The following is a 17,177-nucleotide window of genomic DNA, read 5'->3' on the forward strand; positions in this document are numbered from 1 at the left end:
GGGCACTTAAGCTTTTCTTTTTAGAGATTATTTGCCCAATAACAATTGAATGATTTTTTCAATTGATTGTAGGTCGTAACGATTACTAATATCCGAAAAAATATAGTAATGGTCATACTGGGCAACGAGCTGTTCATTATTGGTATTCATTAAAAGCAAATCATAATGGTTTTCTACGTTGTAAGGCTCAATTTTCAGCGGATATTTTCCAGCGATACTCTGTTGTATTTTTTGTGCTACCAACTCGCTATAGGCACTGCTCAGTGAGTGATAAACGCCAATGGTGATTTTTTTTTCATTCAATTCAGCAATGTGATTCAAAATAAGCGTATAATTAATTTCAGTAAATTGATTTTGGTACTTAGAAGTAGTGGCTTCTGTGGCAAAGTTCGTTGTAGCAATTTCCACTAATTCGTAAACTTCACTTTCACTAAAAGGATGACGTAAGACTTTCAAAAGTGACTGAATCGTCCAATAATCAAAGGGTAAAATAAATCCTGAAAAATAGTAGAGTTGCGCATGTAATTGGAAAAGTAAATTTTCAATATAAAGTAGCCGAATAGGCAGCACGTAATGGGATAAATAACCACGTGCTTTAAGGTACGTTAAAATGACCCGGTTCATTTCGTTAAGATACGTTTTTTCAATTCGTTGTTGTTTTGCTAAACGAAAGGCGAAAGCAGCATTCGCAGAATAATTATGCATGGAACAAAAAAAGTCATAAAACATATAGGCTTCATTGATTGTATATGGACGGTCGATTCTTTTCATATATGTATGTATAGATAATTTAATTTCTTCAAATAAAGGTCGATCGAGTTGGACATCATGTGGACTAATCGTTGGCAGGGGTTCTAAAACCATGCGACGAAAAGAAATTTTCATCCAAAGTTTAATTTGGAGAATTTCTGTATGGTCAAAGGTAATTCTGGGGATTTCTTGTAATATCTCGATTAATCCTAGGTATTGATTGGCCAGTTCTTTTTCTAAATCTGTTTTTTCTTCAAAGATAAACCAGAAAAAATTAAAAAAGAAAAAGCGAATTTGTTTTTCTTCGCCGATAAGTTTTCCTCGTTTGATACATAAATTAAACTCATTGAGTAAGTCATTTAATTCAACAATTTTTCGATAATAGGTAGCAGAGCTGATGGCATAATTCTGTTGAAAATACCCGCCATTTATTTTATTTTTATGAAAGAGTTGCTGAACCATGTGAAACTTAATAGATTTATTCAAGAACAACATGATCATTGCTTTCATGGAAAAGGTTGGCGCTTTATTTAGATAAAGGGTATCACCTAGTACAGTCATGGTGAGGCTTTCTTGGAGTTGCTCTTCTTTCAAAAATTGTTCTAAAAAAGAAAGATATTCATTCAATGTTGGTAAACTAATATTGAAAAAATCTACTAATTCATTTCGTGTCGCTTGGCCTTTATTATTATATAGGAACAATAGAATATCATTCATATAATCATACGGTTTTTCTAAAAAATCTCGTTTTAACATCGTTGCTCACCTCTCTTTTAAGAATACTGCATCTATGATAAAATGGCAATAAACAACTGATAAAAAGATTGTTTTTTGAAGTGTTTTTTATTATCATTGAGAAAAAGAAATAAAAAGAAAAAACAAAGTATTTAAATGACAACAAAATAATTAAAATGAAGGAGCGACAGAATATGAACAGCGTAGTGAATTTTAGAGATATCGGAGGATTTCCAACGCAACAAGGCACATCCGTCAAGACAGGGCATTTTTTTCGGAGTGGGGAACTCGTTAATGTTGCACAAGAGGATCAACAGATGCTAGTAGAGGATTATCAAATTAAACGGATTTATGATTTTAGAAGTGCAGCAGAAACGCAAGAACGACCAGATGATTCAATTCAAGGAACCAACTATTTACATATAGATATTTTGGCCGATATTCAGGCACAGACCGCTTCATTAGAAGGAATGCTTAAAACGGTTGGTTCACCCGATGCAGCAATGGACATGGCTTATAAAGAGATGGTTCTTTCCAATTCGGGCCGCAAAGGTTACCAAACATTTTTTGAAAACTTTTTAAGTTATCCACAGGAAGCTATTTTATTTCATTGTTTCGCAGGAAAAGATCGAACAGGAATCGGCGCAGCCTTGATATTAAGTGCTTTAGGTGTGGAACATTCTTATATTTTAGAAGATTATTTAAAGACGAACGAGCAAAGAAAAGCTGCTAACGAGCAAATTATTGCACAGTACCAAGCAAATGGAACACCTCCAGCAGAAATTCAACAATTAGAAACGCTGCTTTATGTGAAAAAAGAGTACTTAGCGACCGCTTTACAGGCGATTGAAAAAGAATTTGGTTCGGTAGAGGGCTATTTAAAAGAGGGACTCGGCTTACCTTTATCCGCCAAAAAAGACATGCTAAGTCTGTATACAAAATCATAGATCCTAAAAAAAGGACTATCCTTTCTAAAAAAGAAGTTTTATAATAGAAAAGAATCTGTTTGTAAGGAGGGATAGGGAATGAAAGAAGGACAAGAACAATTCTTAACGTTCATACTAGATCGAACAAAAGAAGATAAAAAAGAAAAAATGCAAGCGCTACTTGCAGAAATGTTTGAACGCCAACAAACAGGCAAATTAGATAAAATGTACTTGATGACAAAAGCACCAAAACTTTTGGCTTATTTAAAACCAGAAGCCATTGATGAAGTTAAACAAGTCGTTTCGGAATTTTCTAAAAATATGAAATAAACAAACTTAGCTTGAACTTACGACATTTTAAAAATGTGTCGTAACATTCAAGCTTTTGTTTGTTATTCTCTTGTATTTTATGCTAAAGTTATTCAGGCACAAAAAAAAGCAGGTGATTTTATGAAACATATAAAAAATACATGGGAACTATTTATTTTAGATTGGAAAAGAATTTTTAAAAACCCAGTAGCAACATTTTTGATTGTTGCCTTAATGATTATTCCATCATTATATGCATGGTTTAACATTAAAGCACTATGGGATCCGTATTCAAATACAGGAGAGTTACCAATAGCGGTCTATAGTGATGACCAAACAGCAACTTTTCAAGATAAATCGGTCAATATTGGTGATGAAGTCTTGAAAAACTTGAAGAAAAACAAGCAATTAGGTTGGCGTTTTGTTGATTCGAAAAAGGAATTAGACAAAGGGGTCCAATCAGGAAAATATTTTGCCGGGATTTATTTACCTAAAGATTTTTCCAAGGATTTGCTAAGTTTTACTTCTGGTGATATCAATAAACCTAAAATTGAATACTCAATTAACGAAAAAATTAATGCAATTGCGCCGAAAATTACGTCAAAAGGCGCTTCTTCCATTCAGTCACAAATTTCGGAAGAATTCATTAAAACGGCAAGTAGTACGTTAATCAAAACATTCAATGATATTGGCTATGATATTGATAAAAACATGGTCAGCATTCAAAAAGTTAAGAGCATGATTTTAGATACAGATGCCAACATTGGAACCATTGATACGTATGCAAAACAAGTCACAGACTTACATGGTAAGATGCCAGAGCTAAAAGAAAAATTAGCGAAAGCCAACGATGCGATGAAATATTTACCTGAAGTTGATGCTTTAGGAGAGAAGATTGTTGAGCTAAATGGCAAAATGCCAAGCATCAAAGAACAAGCTAGTGTTATTTTGACGTTACAAGAAAAAATTCCAGAAATTCAAAACGCTGGCCGACAAATTGCTATGATTGATGAAGACTTTGCCTCTGTGGAACAAACAATGAGCGAAGGAATCCAAGAAGCAAAACAAGGATTAGAAATCATTCAACAAGTCCAAACGGCGTTACCAGATATTCGTAAACTAGGTGATCAAGCCAATGATTTAGGGAATGTCACATTAGATGGCGCCAATAAATTGCAAGAGGCGTTACCCAGCATTACGAATAGCGTTGAAGTGACTTTGAAATCTATCCAGCAAGTTGCTACAACAACAACTTCTGTAGTCGCGACTATTCGTCAAGCGTTAGATGATGGACAGTTAACGCCAGAAGAAAAACAACATATTAATGAAGTAGTACAAGATTTCACAACTAATATCCAACGGCAACAGCAAGCAATTAGTAATCTTATAGAATTTATGCAAAAGATTCAAGAAAATGCCGGTAATCATGACTTAGATGAGACTATTCGTCAACTTACTAATTTAAGTACTTTATTAGGAGATTTTAGTAATCGATTAAATGAACTAAATAACTATGTACAGAATAATGATTTACAAAGTGCAAAGAAATTGCTAGACGAAATTGATGCAGCAGCGAAAAATATTGCTGGGATAGCTGGAGCAATTAAAGCAGATGAAATTAGTAACACTGTTAATACAGTCACAAGTAAATTAATTGCTACCATCCAAAACGCTCAAGGTCAACTAAACAAAGCGCAACAAATTGACTTTGAAGGGTTATTGAGCTCAACAAGTCAAACGGTCACTAATGCGATTTCTTTATTAGAAAAATATCAAGCTGAAATGCCAGCAATTAAACAAGAAATTCATGATGCGAATACGATGTTGAATGGCAATATGGAAACCATTGTCAATGGCATTAATCGTGGTGCTGATTTGTATAAAAACGATTTACCAGTCATTCAAGACAAAGTCAGCAAAGCGGCAGCCTTTATGCAAAATGACTATCCAGGTATCCGAAAAGATTTAACGAATACCTTGAAAACAGTCAATGAGAAAATGCCAGATGTTGAAGCGGCCTTAGACAAAGCCAACGAACTAATTATTAATGATTGGCCAAATATCAAAACAGGATTACACAAAGCAGCGAATGCAATCCGTAAAGGTGAAAAAGAAGTTGATTTAGGTGAAATTCTTAAATTACTAAAATTAGATGCCAATAAAGAAAGTGACTTCTTTACGCAACCAGTTGAAGTCAAAGAACATGCTGTTTATCCGATTGCTAATAATGGTTCGGCAAGTACCCCATTCTATACAGCTTTGTGTTTATGGGTTGGTGCTGTATTATTCTCAAGTGTTGCGACAACGGATGTTTATCTTGAAGGAAAAGATAAAAAACGCTTCTCTAAACGGGAACAATTTTCAGCGCGGATGTTTACCTTCATTGTCATGGGGGTTGGTCAAGCACTGATTGTAACCTTAGGTAATTACTTTGCGTTAGGCGTAGATGTTCGTAATCCAGCGTATAGTGTCTGGTTTGCGGTATTGATTGCCATTACGTTTATGATAATGGTTTATGTGCTCGTTGCTCTCTTTGGCAATGTAGGGAAAGGAATTGCGATAATAATCTTGGTACTATCCATCTCTGGTGGGGGTGGGAACTACCCAATTCAAGTCTCAGGTAAATTCTTCCAAATGATTAATCCGTTCTTGCCGTTTACGCATGCCGTGAACTTGCTAAGGGAATCAGCAGGAGGCATTTACTGGCCAAATGCTTGGTTTGCCATTTGGATTATGGTGGGGATTTCAGTCGTCTTTAGTATTGGCGGTGCAATTCTTTATCCACATCTGGAACACAGATCGAAAAAATTTGCGGCTTTAGCACAAAAGAGCCATTTATTCCATTAAAAAACAAAAAGCTGAAAACGTCTCTAGCGTTTTCGGCTTTTTGTTTTTCTTTATTTTCAAGGCAACCCTAACAAAGAAGTTTTGGGGGCTCTTGCTTTTGACTTTTTGGCAATGCTAAATAATAAAATCTCCCTCAGAAAGTGAGGTTTTTTGTGTACAAATGTATAAAAAGGTTTTATAGTATTTTTTTAAGAAATAAAAAGTGGGTAGGGGTTGTAAAATGATTCAAGCATTGCTTCAACGATATGAGAAAAAAATTGAACGTCGTAAATTGGAAAAACGAACAGCATTCGGTGCTTTTGCCGGGCGGATTGGGCTTGTTTCTAATTTATTTTTATTCGTTAGTAAATTTATGATTGGCTTGCTTTCAGGTAGTGTTTCAATCATGGCAGATGCCATTAATAGCTTGTCCGATACTATTTCTTCAGTTTTAACATTAGTCGGTTTTTATATTGCTGGTAAGCCAGCGGATAAAGAACATCCCTATGGCCATGAACGTTTTGAATATATTAGTGGAATGCTTGTATCATTAGTGATTACGTTTATTGGGTTTGAGTTTCTAACGACCTCCGTGGATCGCATCCTGCATCCAGAATCAATCAAGGTGACACCCATTTTATTTGCTGTTTTAGCTTTATCAATTGGGATTAAAATTTGGCAAGGGCTGTTTTACAAAAAAGTATCAGCAAAAATTGATTCTCAAGCATTAGTTGCTTCTGCTAAGGACAGCTTCAATGATGTTTATACTACATTAGCTGTTTTGGTTTCTGCATTTATTGAAGGCGTCACTGGTTTGCGAATTGATGGATATATTGGTTTTTTAATTGCTGCATATATTATTTATAGTGGCTTGCAGTTAATTCGCGAATTTATTAATGAGTTGATGGGCATGCGTCCGAGCCAAACAGAAATTGATGAAATGAAAAATGTCTTATCAAAAATGGAAACAATCGTAGGATATCACGATTTACTGATTCATAATTATGGTCCCAGCCAAACGTTTGCGTCTGTTCACATTGAAATTGATGATCGCTGGGATTTAAATAAGGCCCATCAGACAATCGATGCGATTGAAGCGAAGTTTAAAGAAGAGTTGGATGTTAATCTTGTTTGTCATATTGATCCAGTGAATTTATATGACCCAACACAACAATTTGTTCATCAAACAATCAAAAAGATTATTCGTTCTTTTGATGCGTCTTTAAAAGTCCATGATATCCGCTTAGTTACCCATGGTGAAGAGCCGAAGATTTTGTTCGACTTGGTTTTGCCTACAGAATCAAAATTATCTGAATTTGAACTGGGTGTGGAAATTCAGCGGCAAGTTTATGAAAAAATTGGTCGTTATAAAGTGGAAATTACTTTCGATCATACGTACTTGTTACAATAAAAGGGAATAATTACCTAAGTTTTTAAGCGTGAGCCAAAAGGTCAAATAGACTTTTAGCTCTCGCTTTTTTGTTTAGAAAATGCAAATTCTTTTGTTATCTGGATTCTCTTGATAAGATAAAGAAAGCGGGGGACTGTAAATGAGTGTCTGATTAAAAAAAGATGGTGATTTTTTTATCTTTTTCAGTAACAAAAATCAATTGACTTTTCATTGTGAGAAGCGTAGCATATGGATTTGTTTGATAAAAAATAATGAAAAAAGTGAGCGGGTCACTCTAGAGAAAAGGAGTAGAAAAAAATGGCGGATTTAAAACGACTGTTCATTGGGAAACCATTGAAATCAGCCGAAAATGATGAACATAAATTAAGCAGATTTGCAGCGCTTGCGTTGTTATCTTCTGATGCACTTTCATCCATTGCGTATGGTACAGAACAAATAGTGGTGGTTCTGGTTACTTTGTCGGCGGCTGCGATTTGGTATTCATTGCCAATTGCTGCATTTGTTATTATTTTACTTATTTCTTTAACATTGTCGTACCGACAAATTATTCATGCATATCCGCATGGCGGCGGCGCATACGTTGTTAGTAGTGAAAACCTCGGCAGAAATGCCGGTTTATTGGCTGGTGGTTCGTTGTTAGTCGATTATATGCTAACAGTAGCCGTTTCAGTTTCAGCGGGCGCAGAGGCGATTATATCGGCGATTCCAGCGTTATATGGTCATCAAGTAGCAATTTCTATTGGGATTGTGATATTGATCACCTTAATGAACTTGAGAGGCCTGCGAGAATCTGCCTCGTTCTTAATGTTGCCAGTGTATAGTTTTATCGCAATTATTACCTTACTGATTGTTGTTGGGCTATTTAAAATTGTGACTGGCGCACAGCCATTGAATGCGACAGCTTTACCAGGAGCCGTGGTTCCAGGAATTTCTATTGCTTTGGTTTTACGGGCGTTTTCATCTGGTTCTTCTTCCTTAACAGGGGTTGAAGCAATCAGTAATGCAGTGCCATTCTTTAAGAAACCACGAGCAAAAAATGCTGCTGGGACGTTAGCGTTAATGGCAACGATTTTAGGGTTCTTCTTCGTGGGGATTACGTTTATTAACTATTGGTATGGGATTGTGCCAAAAGAAGAAGTGACAGTTCTTTCACAAATTGGGAAAGCGGTCTTTGGTCAAAATATTTTATATTATTTATTACAGTTTGCGACAGCCTTAATTTTAGCGGTTGCCGCTAACACAGGATTCTCAGCCTTTCCAGTTTTGGCTTATAACTTAGCCAAAGATAAGTTTATGCCGCATATGTATATGGATCGTGGCGACCGTTTAGGCTATTCAAATGGTATTTTAACTTTAGCTGCTGGTTCGATTGTTTTATTATTGATTTTCCAAGGTTCCACAGAACGTTTAATCCCATTGTATTCCATTGGTGTGTTTATTCCGTTTGCTTTGTCTCAATCGGGCATGGTTGTAAAATGGCGAAAAGAAACTAAAAATTGGTTGCCAAAATCAATTGCTAACATTGTCGGCGCCTTTATCTCTTTCGCGATTATCGCCATTTTGTTTATTTATCGATTAGGGGACATCTGGCCGTTCTTTATTATTATGCCGGTGTTGATTTATGCATTTTATCGAGTCAATACTCACTATAAGAATGTGGCGGAACAGCTACGTTTAGAAGATGGGGCACAGTTGCATGAGTTTGATGGGAATACAGTTATTGTTCTAGTAGGGAACGTAACCAAGGCAAATGTCGGCGCCTTGAACTATGCGCGTTCCATTGGTGATTATGTTGTTGCCATGCATGTCTCAATGGATGAAAACGTTGAGAAGGAAAAAGAAATCCAGGAAGAGTTTAAAAAACACTTCCCGGACGTTCGTCTATCAATTGTCCATTCTTCGTATCGCTCACTGCAAAACCCTATCTTACGTTATGTTGATTTGGTTAGTAAAAATGCCACGAAGCATAACTACAGTACAACGGTTTTAGTACCACAATTTGTACCAAATAAACGTTGGCAAAATATTTTGCATAACCAAACAAGTTTACGTTTGCGGATTCGTTTAGCGTGGCGGGAAAATATTATTGTGGCTACCTATAGTTATCACTTGAAAAAATAAATAAAAAAATCTGCCATCTTTTGATGGCAGATTTTTTTATTGACGTAATTGTTTTTGATAAATTCTAGCGCAAGACTGCTCTTCAGTGGTTACCATTGTCAAAAATTCCCAGTTATATCTTTCATAAAAAGTAGTATGGTCTGTGAGCAAATAAAGCTTTTTAAATCCAGAATTAGCAAGAAAATCACCAACTGTTGTTAAAAGAATTCCTGCTAAGCCTTGGTGACGAAATGTTGGTTCGACATACAATGCACAAAGGTTTGGCGTAAGGTCTGCACGATTGTGGAAGTCATTATCAATTACGCCCACGCCTGCAACGATGTCCTGCTGTTTATTCAAGCAGACCCACCAATGTGGTACGTGGTTTTCGCTAGTTAGCATTTCCTGCATACTTGCTTGATACGCTTCAGCGGGGATTTGCCACTTTTGGCTAAACCATTGAGCAGCTGACGGAATTAAGTGTGGTTGTTGGTTTAAATCGATAATAGTATAGTTAGACATTATTAATCTCCTAGATAAAAGAACAGATCCCATTGAAAAGAAACAATGTTGGATCTGCTCTGCATTTTTTATTAATTGGAATGTTTGCTAGCTGGGTCTAAACGCCGTTCAATAATCCCTAGAACCCAATCTGTGATAATCGCCATAAAGGCCGTTGGTAAGGCACCGACTAAAATGATAGAAGCACCATCTGTGGCATTGGTTCCACGAATAATAATATCCCCTAAACCACCAGCACCAACGAAAGCACCAATCGCAGTAATCCCGATTGCGACGACTAACGCATTTCGAATACCTGCCATGATTACTGAAACAGATAAAGGTAACTCGACCATATAAAGAAGTTGTACTTTTGTCATACCCATTCCTTTACCAACATCTAAAATATTGCGATCCACTTGAATCATGCCAGTGTACGTATTCTTGATAATTGGTAGGAGAGAATAAAGGAAGACTGTTACAACCACCGTGTTGACACCTAAGCCCATCCCCAACATTAAAATCGAAAGCATTGCCAAAGCTGGTACTGTTTGGATAATGTTCGCTAAACGGATAATCCAGTTGGCTAAGCTACGTTTACGTGAAATCATAATCCCGATAGGAATCCCGACAATTGCAGCAAAGATTACGCCATAAATCGAAATTAAAAAGTGACGTAAAAATTGTTGAAAGACGTAGCCGCCATTTTGTTGGAAATAGTAGATAAATTGTTGGAATAAATTCATATTATTCATCTGTTACTCCCCCTCAAAATAGTTATTTTCTTTTAAGAAACGTTCGGCTACGACTGCAGGTTCAATTAAATCATTATCTGCTTGATAGTTCAATTCTTGCATTTTTTTGGTAGAAATTTTACCATCTAAGCGATTTAAGACATCTTTAATTTCCGGCGTTTCTTTTAATAATTTGTCACTAACCACAGGAGCGGCATCATAAGGCGGGAAGAAGCGCTTGTCATCTTTTAACATGACTAAATCGTAACTACCAATCCGGCCATCTGTTGAGTAACCTAAGATGACGTCCATTTTTCCAGCGTTGACTGCATCGTACACCAAGCCAATTTGCATTGGTAAAATAGATTTAAATTGGAAGTTGTATTCCTTTTTAAAGCCTTCATAACCGTCGCCTTCACGTGTGATCCACGCAGTATCGACACCAGCAACTAATTTGTCTGCGACTTTCCCTAAATCACTGACTGTTTTTAAATTGTATTTCTCAGCCGTTTCTTTTGTAACTAAGAATACATAAGTATTTTCAAATCCATATGAAGGGAACCAAGTTTGTTGATAACGTTTTTCAAATTCTGATTGAACTAGATTGAATGCTTTTTTAGGGTCTTTTTCCGCTGGCAAACCAAGCGTAGTAGTCACGTCAGTACCAGTATAACGAGCAGCAGAAATTGAGGCATCTCCGTTTATCATTGCTTGGTGATTGATGGTAGTAGTGGCTAAGTTGTTAATCACATTTGTTTTTTTATCTGTGTAATGCTCAACCATATCCGCTACAATGCTCCCTAAAATCTGCGCTTCTGAAGTAATCCCACCTGTAATGGCAACAGTGTTATCATCAGAAGTTGAAGCGAGACCAGGTAAAGAACAACCTGCCAATAAAAGTAAACTGCTTAAGAAGAGTAAGCTTAACTTGAGTTTCTTTTTCATCATTATTCGCCCTCCCTTAAAGCTTTTGGCGTTAAACGATTTTCTAATAATCCAAGAAGAACATCTGCTAAAAGTGCTAAAATAGTTACTGGAATAGTCCCGCCAAAGATTAATTCTGGCTGATAGTTATTTAATCCACTGAAAATCATATCACCAAGACCACCTGCACCAATATAAGAAGCCAGTGTAGCCCAAGCAATGACATAGACAGCAGCTAAACGAATGCCGGCCATAATTGTTGGCATGGCAATGGGTAATTCAACACTAAAAATAGACTGTAAATTGGTCATGCCCATGCCTTTAGCAACATCTCGGTAATTTTCATCGACATTTTTCATTCCGATATACGTGTTTCTTAAAATAGGTAAAAGGGAATAGATGAATAGCGCGATAATAGCGGGTGTTTTACCGACACCAAAAATTGGAATCATCAAAGCTAATAAAGCTAACGAAGGAACCGTTTGTAAGGCACTTGTTAAACCAATGACAATATTGGCTACTTTGGGCAAACGTGTTAACCAAACGCCAACGGGCACAGCGATAGCGACCCCTAATAAAAGTGCAAAGAATGAAATATAAATATGTTCAATACTTTTTGAAATCATTTCTGATCCATATTCTTGAAAGAAGCTACTCATTGCTTACGCCTCCTCTTTATCAGTTTCGGACTCGCTTTGTTTTGCTTCTACAGCTTCACTAATCGTTGTTTCATCGCCCCAGATAACATCATAAACAATGTCAACAAGGGAAGCACGTGTTAAGATGCCCACCACTCGTTTTTGTTCATCAACGACTGGCACATATTTTAAGCCGCGTTTTAAGATTCTTTGTAAAGCATCACGTAAAAGAGCGGTTTTTTGAACAAAGAAGACATTTTTATTCAAGATATCACCGACACTAGAAGCTTTGCCACGTTGCTGATCTAATGTTTCAACATCGATAAAGCCTTTAAGCACATGGGAATTATCAACAACTAATAAGGTATCAACCCGTTTTTCACGCATCAATTTAATCGCTTCTTGTAAAGATTTTTCCGGCGTGATAGTAATAGCTGAATTTAACATGACTTCATCAACAGTGGTGAAATCAGGTTTGGCTTGTAATAAGCGATCTTCTCCGATGAGTTCTTCTACAAATTCATTGGCTGGATGACGTAAAATATTATCTGGTGTGTCAAATTGAATTACTTTGCCTTCGCTCATAATGGCAATTTTATTTGCTAATTTCAACGCTTCATCCATATCATGAGTAACAAAGACGATAGTTTTTCCTAAACGTTCTTGCAAATCTTTCACTAAATCTTGTAATGAATCACGGGTGATAGGATCTAAAGCACCAAAAGGTTCATCCATTAGAATAATATCTTGATTGGCAGCTAAAGCCCGCACAACGCCGATTCTTTGTTGTTGTCCCCCAGAAAGTTCATTGGGATAGCGGTCCAACATTTCTCGTGGTAACTCAACCAAATCAATCATTTTTTCGGCTATCTTATTGCGTTCTTCCACAGGTACTTTTAATAATTTAGGCACTAAAACGATATTTTCACGAATGGTCATGTGAGGCATCAAGCCGATATTTTGAATGACATAGCCAATTTGGCGACGTAGCTCTACAGGATTGATTTTTTGAATATCTTGGCCATCAATTAAAATTTTTCCTTTTGAAGGGTCGGTCATGCGGTTAAGCATCCGCATTGATGTTGTTTTTCCACTACCACTTGTTCCGATGAAGCAGATAAATTCACCTTTATCGAAAGACAAATTAATGTCATCAACGGCGACTTTTCCACCTTTATAAAATTTTGATACATGCTGAAATTCTATCAACTTACTCACCTCAACTAAATATTTTGAAAATGTATCTTATTACTAGTATGCTATAAAAATGCGATTTCGACAAATGTAATCTATTTTTAATGGGAAAAAGAAGGCGGTAAATTTTTTTTAATTCGTTCTAAAAAAAAGAAAAGATAACTATTGTTTAGTAAAAGTTATCTGAACGAAACAAGATGTTAAAAAGAGTATTCTGAGAAGGGGGGAAAGCCGCTATAACAAAGAAAAGTGTCCTTTGTAGCAAGTTGACGGGAGCTGAGTTTTTCATTAGAATGGAAAGAGAACAAGGGAATAAAATAAAAAAAGGCGCTTCATGATTTAGCGGCAACTAAATCACGAAGCCTTGAATAGTCACCTGTGCAAGTGGACCATCAAGTTGCCCGTTCAATCAATGGAAACCATTGATCACTTTTATTTTACTGAATTTTTGAAAAAATTACCAGTTTTTTTAAGAAGTAAGAAGTGGAAGAACGAAGGATGCTTTTTATGGAATGTGCAATGACGTTCAGAAAAATCTGAAGGTCATTTTTTATTCTCTTGTTCAAACATTCAAACATAGGGGAAGAGAGACGGACGTAATTTTGTCACCGATTATTACGTCCGTCTTCCGTTGTTTTCTAAAGCGTTGGTTACATGTCTTTGTAGAGGTTGGCTTCAATTGCAGTCCGTTTTGGTTCTAAAAAAGGCGGTAAAGCCAATGTTTCCCCTAAATGTTCCAGAGGCTCATCCAATGTAAAGCCAGGAGTCAAAGTAGCAAATTCAACCCGATTCCCGCCTGGTTCACGAATGTATAAACTTTTAAAATATCCACGACTTACATACATTTCAATTTCCCAGCCTTGTGCTAAAGCGCGCGTGTGTAGTTCTTGTAATGCTTCATCATCAGCCACAGAAAAAGCAATATGATCCATACTGCCACGCCCCATTCGGCTTGTTTTATCCGACGTTGTTTGATGAACAGAAAAGCTTTCCGTCTCACTTAAAATAATCGTATTGCCAACTGCTTGCCAACCAAGAAATGTTTCAAAAAAGGCCAAGGTTTTTTCAGAATCTGGCACATGAAATTCAGTAGAGGCCAAACCGATAATTTGAACCGCTGCTGGAATGTCGTTAGAAACAACGAGTGTTTCTTTTAATGGATTTTCAGGAACTTCTGTCAGGATAATATGCGTATCATCTGGATCACTGAAATGTAGGCTCTTTTCTTTTTTGTTAAATGGAATTTTGTTTTCTGTTAAACGTTGTTCCCAAAAGGAAAGGCTATTTTGGGGAATTTTTAAGCCAATCGTGGCTAAATAATTTTTTTCTTCATAGCGGTTGCCTAATAAGGGCACGATAAAAAAAGTTACTAAGCTTCCCGGTGTGCCTTGATAATCGCCATAAAAATAATGAGGCATGCGATTGTTGTCTTGATTTACGGTATTTTTGACAAAACGTAAGCCTAACAATTTTGTATAGAATGATTGGTTTTCTTGACCATGACGCGCTAATAGTGAAACATGATGAAATTGAGCATGCATTTTGAGTTCCTCCTTTAAATAACTATGTATACTTACTTAAAGTAAGTATAGTGCTTCTGACATTTTTTGACAACTATTTAGTTTGATTTAGAAGGCTGACATAGCCAGAAACAAGAAAAAGTGTTAGAATAACCAAGATAAAAACTAGTAGAAAGAGTGACGGAAATGCTAAGTACAGAAGATTTTGATTTTGATTTACCAGAAGAATTAATTGCTCAAACCCCACTAAAAGATCGCGCTAGTTCACGATTATTAGTTGTAAATAAAGAAACAGGGGACATGGAGGATAAACATTTCCATGATATTCTTGATGAATTACAGCCTGGGGATGCATTAGTCATGAATAATACACGGGTACTGCCGGCCCGTTTATATGGAGAAAAAACTGAAACAGGCGGTCATTTGGAAGTTTTACTTTTAACAAATACAGAAGGCGATACATGGGAAACCTTGATTAAACCCGCGAAACGTGCAAAAGTCGGCACGGAAATTCAATTTGGCGATGGTCGCCTAAAAGCGGTGGTTAAAGAAGAGTTGGAACATGGTGGTCGAATCATTGAATTTAAATATGATGGTATTTTCTTAGAAATTTTAGAATCGTTAGGAGAAATGCCATTGCCGCCATATATCAAAGAACGTCTAGATGACCCAGATCGTTATCAAACGGTTTATGCTGAAGAAAATGGTTCAGCTGCAGCACCAACAGCGGGTTTGCATTTTACAAAAGAACTATTAGAAGAGATCAAAGCAAAAGGTGTTCATCTCGTTTATTTAACTTTACATGTCGGTTTAGGAACATTCCGTCCCGTGAGCGTTGATAATATAGAAGAACATCATATGCATAGCGAATTCTATCGTTTAACTGAAGAAGCGGCTAAGCAATTAAATGAAGTACGCCAAGCAGGCGGTCGGATTGTTGCGGTTGGAACAACTTCTATTCGTACGTTGGAAACAATTGGCACAAAATTTAATGGTGAAATCCAGGCTGACAGTGGCTGGACCGATATTTTTATCACACCAGGGTATCAATTTAAAGTCGTAGAGGCTTTTTCAACGAACTTCCATTTACCAAAATCTACGTTAGTGATGCTTGTGAGTGCCTTTGCAGGAAAAGACTTAACATTGGCTGCTTACCAACATGCAATTGAGGAAAAATATCGTTTCTTTAGTTTTGGCGATGCAATGTTTATTAAATAAGCGACACTTTGTGAGCAGAATACTTGGGATTGAAACAAAAATATATTATGATAAACACGTGATTTTTGGAATCACAGTAAAGGTGTGCTTTATTTTTTCTTCCCCTGTAAATAATAAAGTTAGAAACCAAAACGCTACTAGAGTAAAAATGCTTAGTAGACAATCTTAGAATAAAAAGAACGACGCAACCAAGGTTGCGCCGTTCTTTTTTTATGTAAGAAAAGATTAATTATTGAAACAACAATACGAAGAAGTGCTTTCTTCGTATTGCCGGTACTAAGTTGTACCTCGGCAACTCCAAGTACAATCAGAAAAATTGTCTTGTTAAGTACAGCTTATACTGTTTAGGCTTCTTGTTCTACATCGTCATTCAGTGTTTCTTTGAAGGTGAACACATCATCAATGGTTACGCCAAAGACGTTCGCGATGTCATGCGCAAGAAGTAATGAAGGATTGTACTTGTTTCGTTCCAGTTGAATAATTGTTTGTCGAGAGACACCGACTCGATTGGCCAAATCTTGCTGGGTCATACGAGCCATAGCACGATAAACATGAATTGAACTTTCAAACGAAGATTTTTTCTTTTTTCGCATAGCATTCCCTCCTTTAAAAGAAGATAAAATAGAATGTGCACCTTGAATATAACACATATGATTATTTGATACAAATATATTTTATTGCCTGAAAGAAAAAACCGAGCTTAAATTTAAGCTCGGCCTTGTTAACGGGAAGACATCAATTGGTTGAATAAGTGTTTACATTTCGCGATACATGTAAAGCAAAAGGTGAACGTGATGTGGTGAAACTAAAACCTTGTTTTCATACAGTTTCGACGCTTGGATGGTGGATAACTTGCGTTAGGTGATAACAGATAGGGTAAATGCTTTATAGAAACTCCATCCTTCTATAACCTTTCCCTATTTTCCGATACGAGTTATCACTAACAATTACTCTACACGTATTGTTTACAGGTGAATCTTGCAATTCTAACAACTTTGAGTTTACCGATTTTTATCTACTGAGAAAATCTTCAACCAATTGATTTGCATGTCCTCCTTACACTTAAATAATAGCACCTTTTGGAAGCGCTTGCAAGTTATAACGCTTATTAATAAGATTAAATATAATATTTTTCTGGTTATTTTATAACATGTAAAATAAATAATCGTGCGAACCAAATAACATTGTATTTTTTGTTGTTTTTGTGTTGAATATATAGAAATAAACTATTTTTTTATCAGACAAAATGAAAAAAATGTCCATTGCTTTTTGGCTGAATTCGTTTCTTTTTTCATAAAATTCCCATAATCAAATAGAAACATTGCTGTAGCAACAACGAAAATACCAGTTTTTTCTGGACATATGAGAGAACGCTAAGCCAAAGATGAAAA

The 17,177-nt window shown here is 36.3% G+C and carries 14 protein-coding genes; 6 read left to right on the forward strand and 8 right to left on the reverse strand.

From position 1 onward, the window contains the following. Nucleotides 1-27: 27 nt before the first annotated feature. Nucleotides 28-1,506, reverse strand: coding sequence for a helix-turn-helix domain-containing protein (locus IGM09_RS02955; protein WP_016616507.1), 1,479 nt, complete (start codon nucleotides 1,504-1,506; stop codon nucleotides 28-30). A gap of 173 nt (nucleotides 1,507-1,679) precedes the next feature. Between IGM09_RS02955 and IGM09_RS02960 the strand changes: the two genes are divergently transcribed. The 5 genes from IGM09_RS02960 to IGM09_RS02980 all read left to right on the forward strand — a co-directional run bounded on the left by IGM09_RS02960 (nucleotide 1,680) and on the right by IGM09_RS02980 (nucleotide 9,078). Further along, nucleotides 1,680-2,432 (forward strand): tyrosine-protein phosphatase, encoded by a 753-nt coding sequence (locus IGM09_RS02960; RefSeq protein ID WP_025193953.1) that lies wholly within the window; start codon nucleotides 1,680-1,682, stop codon nucleotides 2,430-2,432. A 78-nt stretch (nucleotides 2,433-2,510) separates the two neighbouring features. Beyond that, nucleotides 2,511-2,741: a hypothetical protein gene (locus IGM09_RS02965; RefSeq protein WP_002355737.1), complete on the forward strand. Its 231-nt coding sequence runs from the start codon at nucleotides 2,511-2,513 to the stop codon at nucleotides 2,739-2,741. A gap of 120 nt (nucleotides 2,742-2,861) precedes the next feature. Next, on the forward strand, nucleotides 2,862-5,567 hold the full coding sequence (locus tag IGM09_RS02970) for a YhgE/Pip domain-containing protein (RefSeq protein ID WP_080120674.1): 2,706 nt from the start codon (nucleotides 2,862-2,864) through the stop codon (nucleotides 5,565-5,567). A 220-nt stretch (nucleotides 5,568-5,787) separates the two neighbouring features. Then, the gene (locus IGM09_RS02975) at nucleotides 5,788-6,957 is read left to right on the forward strand and encodes a cation diffusion facilitator family transporter (RefSeq protein WP_002391646.1); all 1,170 of its coding nucleotides are present in this window, start codon (nucleotides 5,788-5,790) and stop codon (nucleotides 6,955-6,957) included. 297 nt (nucleotides 6,958-7,254) lie between these two features. After that, entirely contained in the window at nucleotides 7,255-9,078 is a 1,824-nt protein-coding gene (locus IGM09_RS02980; protein WP_002379167.1) for an APC family permease, read from the forward strand. A 36-nt stretch (nucleotides 9,079-9,114) separates the two neighbouring features. On the opposite strand, the gene IGM09_RS02985 is transcribed toward IGM09_RS02980, so the two are convergent. The 6 genes from IGM09_RS02985 to IGM09_RS03010 form a co-directional block, all read right to left on the reverse strand. Continuing rightward, a complete protein-coding gene (locus tag IGM09_RS02985; RefSeq protein WP_033624854.1) occupies nucleotides 9,115-9,579 on the reverse strand; it encodes a GNAT family N-acetyltransferase in 465 nt (154 codons plus the stop codon). A 71-nt stretch (nucleotides 9,580-9,650) separates the two neighbouring features. Next, a complete protein-coding gene (locus IGM09_RS02990) occupies nucleotides 9,651-10,313 on the reverse strand; it encodes an ABC transporter permease (RefSeq protein ID WP_002363261.1) in 663 nt (220 codons plus the stop codon). Nucleotides 10,314-10,316: 3 nt separating this feature from the next. After that, nucleotides 10,317-11,237 (reverse strand): osmoprotectant ABC transporter substrate-binding protein, encoded by a 921-nt coding sequence (locus tag IGM09_RS02995; RefSeq protein WP_033625275.1) that lies wholly within the window; start codon nucleotides 11,235-11,237, stop codon nucleotides 10,317-10,319. Between the two features lie 2 nt (nucleotides 11,238-11,239). Next, nucleotides 11,240-11,875: an ABC transporter permease gene (locus IGM09_RS03000; RefSeq protein WP_002355744.1), complete on the reverse strand. Its 636-nt coding sequence runs from the start codon at nucleotides 11,873-11,875 to the stop codon at nucleotides 11,240-11,242. 3 nt (nucleotides 11,876-11,878) lie between these two features. Next, complete coding sequence (locus IGM09_RS03005) at nucleotides 11,879-13,072, reverse strand: betaine/proline/choline family ABC transporter ATP-binding protein (RefSeq protein WP_080270523.1); 1,194 nt, start codon at nucleotides 13,070-13,072, stop codon at nucleotides 11,879-11,881. Between the two features lie 626 nt (nucleotides 13,073-13,698). Beyond that, on the reverse strand, nucleotides 13,699-14,589 hold the full coding sequence (locus IGM09_RS03010; protein ID WP_002355746.1) for a ring-cleaving dioxygenase: 891 nt from the start codon (nucleotides 14,587-14,589) through the stop codon (nucleotides 13,699-13,701). Between the two features lie 165 nt (nucleotides 14,590-14,754). Here IGM09_RS03010 and queA point away from each other — a divergent pair, with 165 nt between their 5' ends. Beyond that, nucleotides 14,755-15,786, forward strand: a complete 1,032-nt coding sequence (queA, locus tag IGM09_RS03015; RefSeq protein ID WP_033624856.1) for a tRNA preQ1(34) S-adenosylmethionine ribosyltransferase-isomerase QueA — start codon at nucleotides 14,755-14,757, stop codon at nucleotides 15,784-15,786. 344 nt (nucleotides 15,787-16,130) lie between these two features. Here queA and IGM09_RS03020 read toward each other — a convergent pair whose 3' ends face one another. Further along, complete coding sequence (locus IGM09_RS03020; RefSeq protein ID WP_002355748.1) at nucleotides 16,131-16,436, reverse strand: helix-turn-helix transcriptional regulator; 306 nt, start codon at nucleotides 16,434-16,436, stop codon at nucleotides 16,131-16,133. Nucleotides 16,437-17,177: the final 741 nt, after the last annotated feature.

This window comes from Enterococcus sp. DIV0167, from assembly GCF_050541555.1.
GTDB classification, from domain to species: Bacteria; Bacillota; Bacilli; order Lactobacillales; family Enterococcaceae; genus Enterococcus; species Enterococcus faecalis.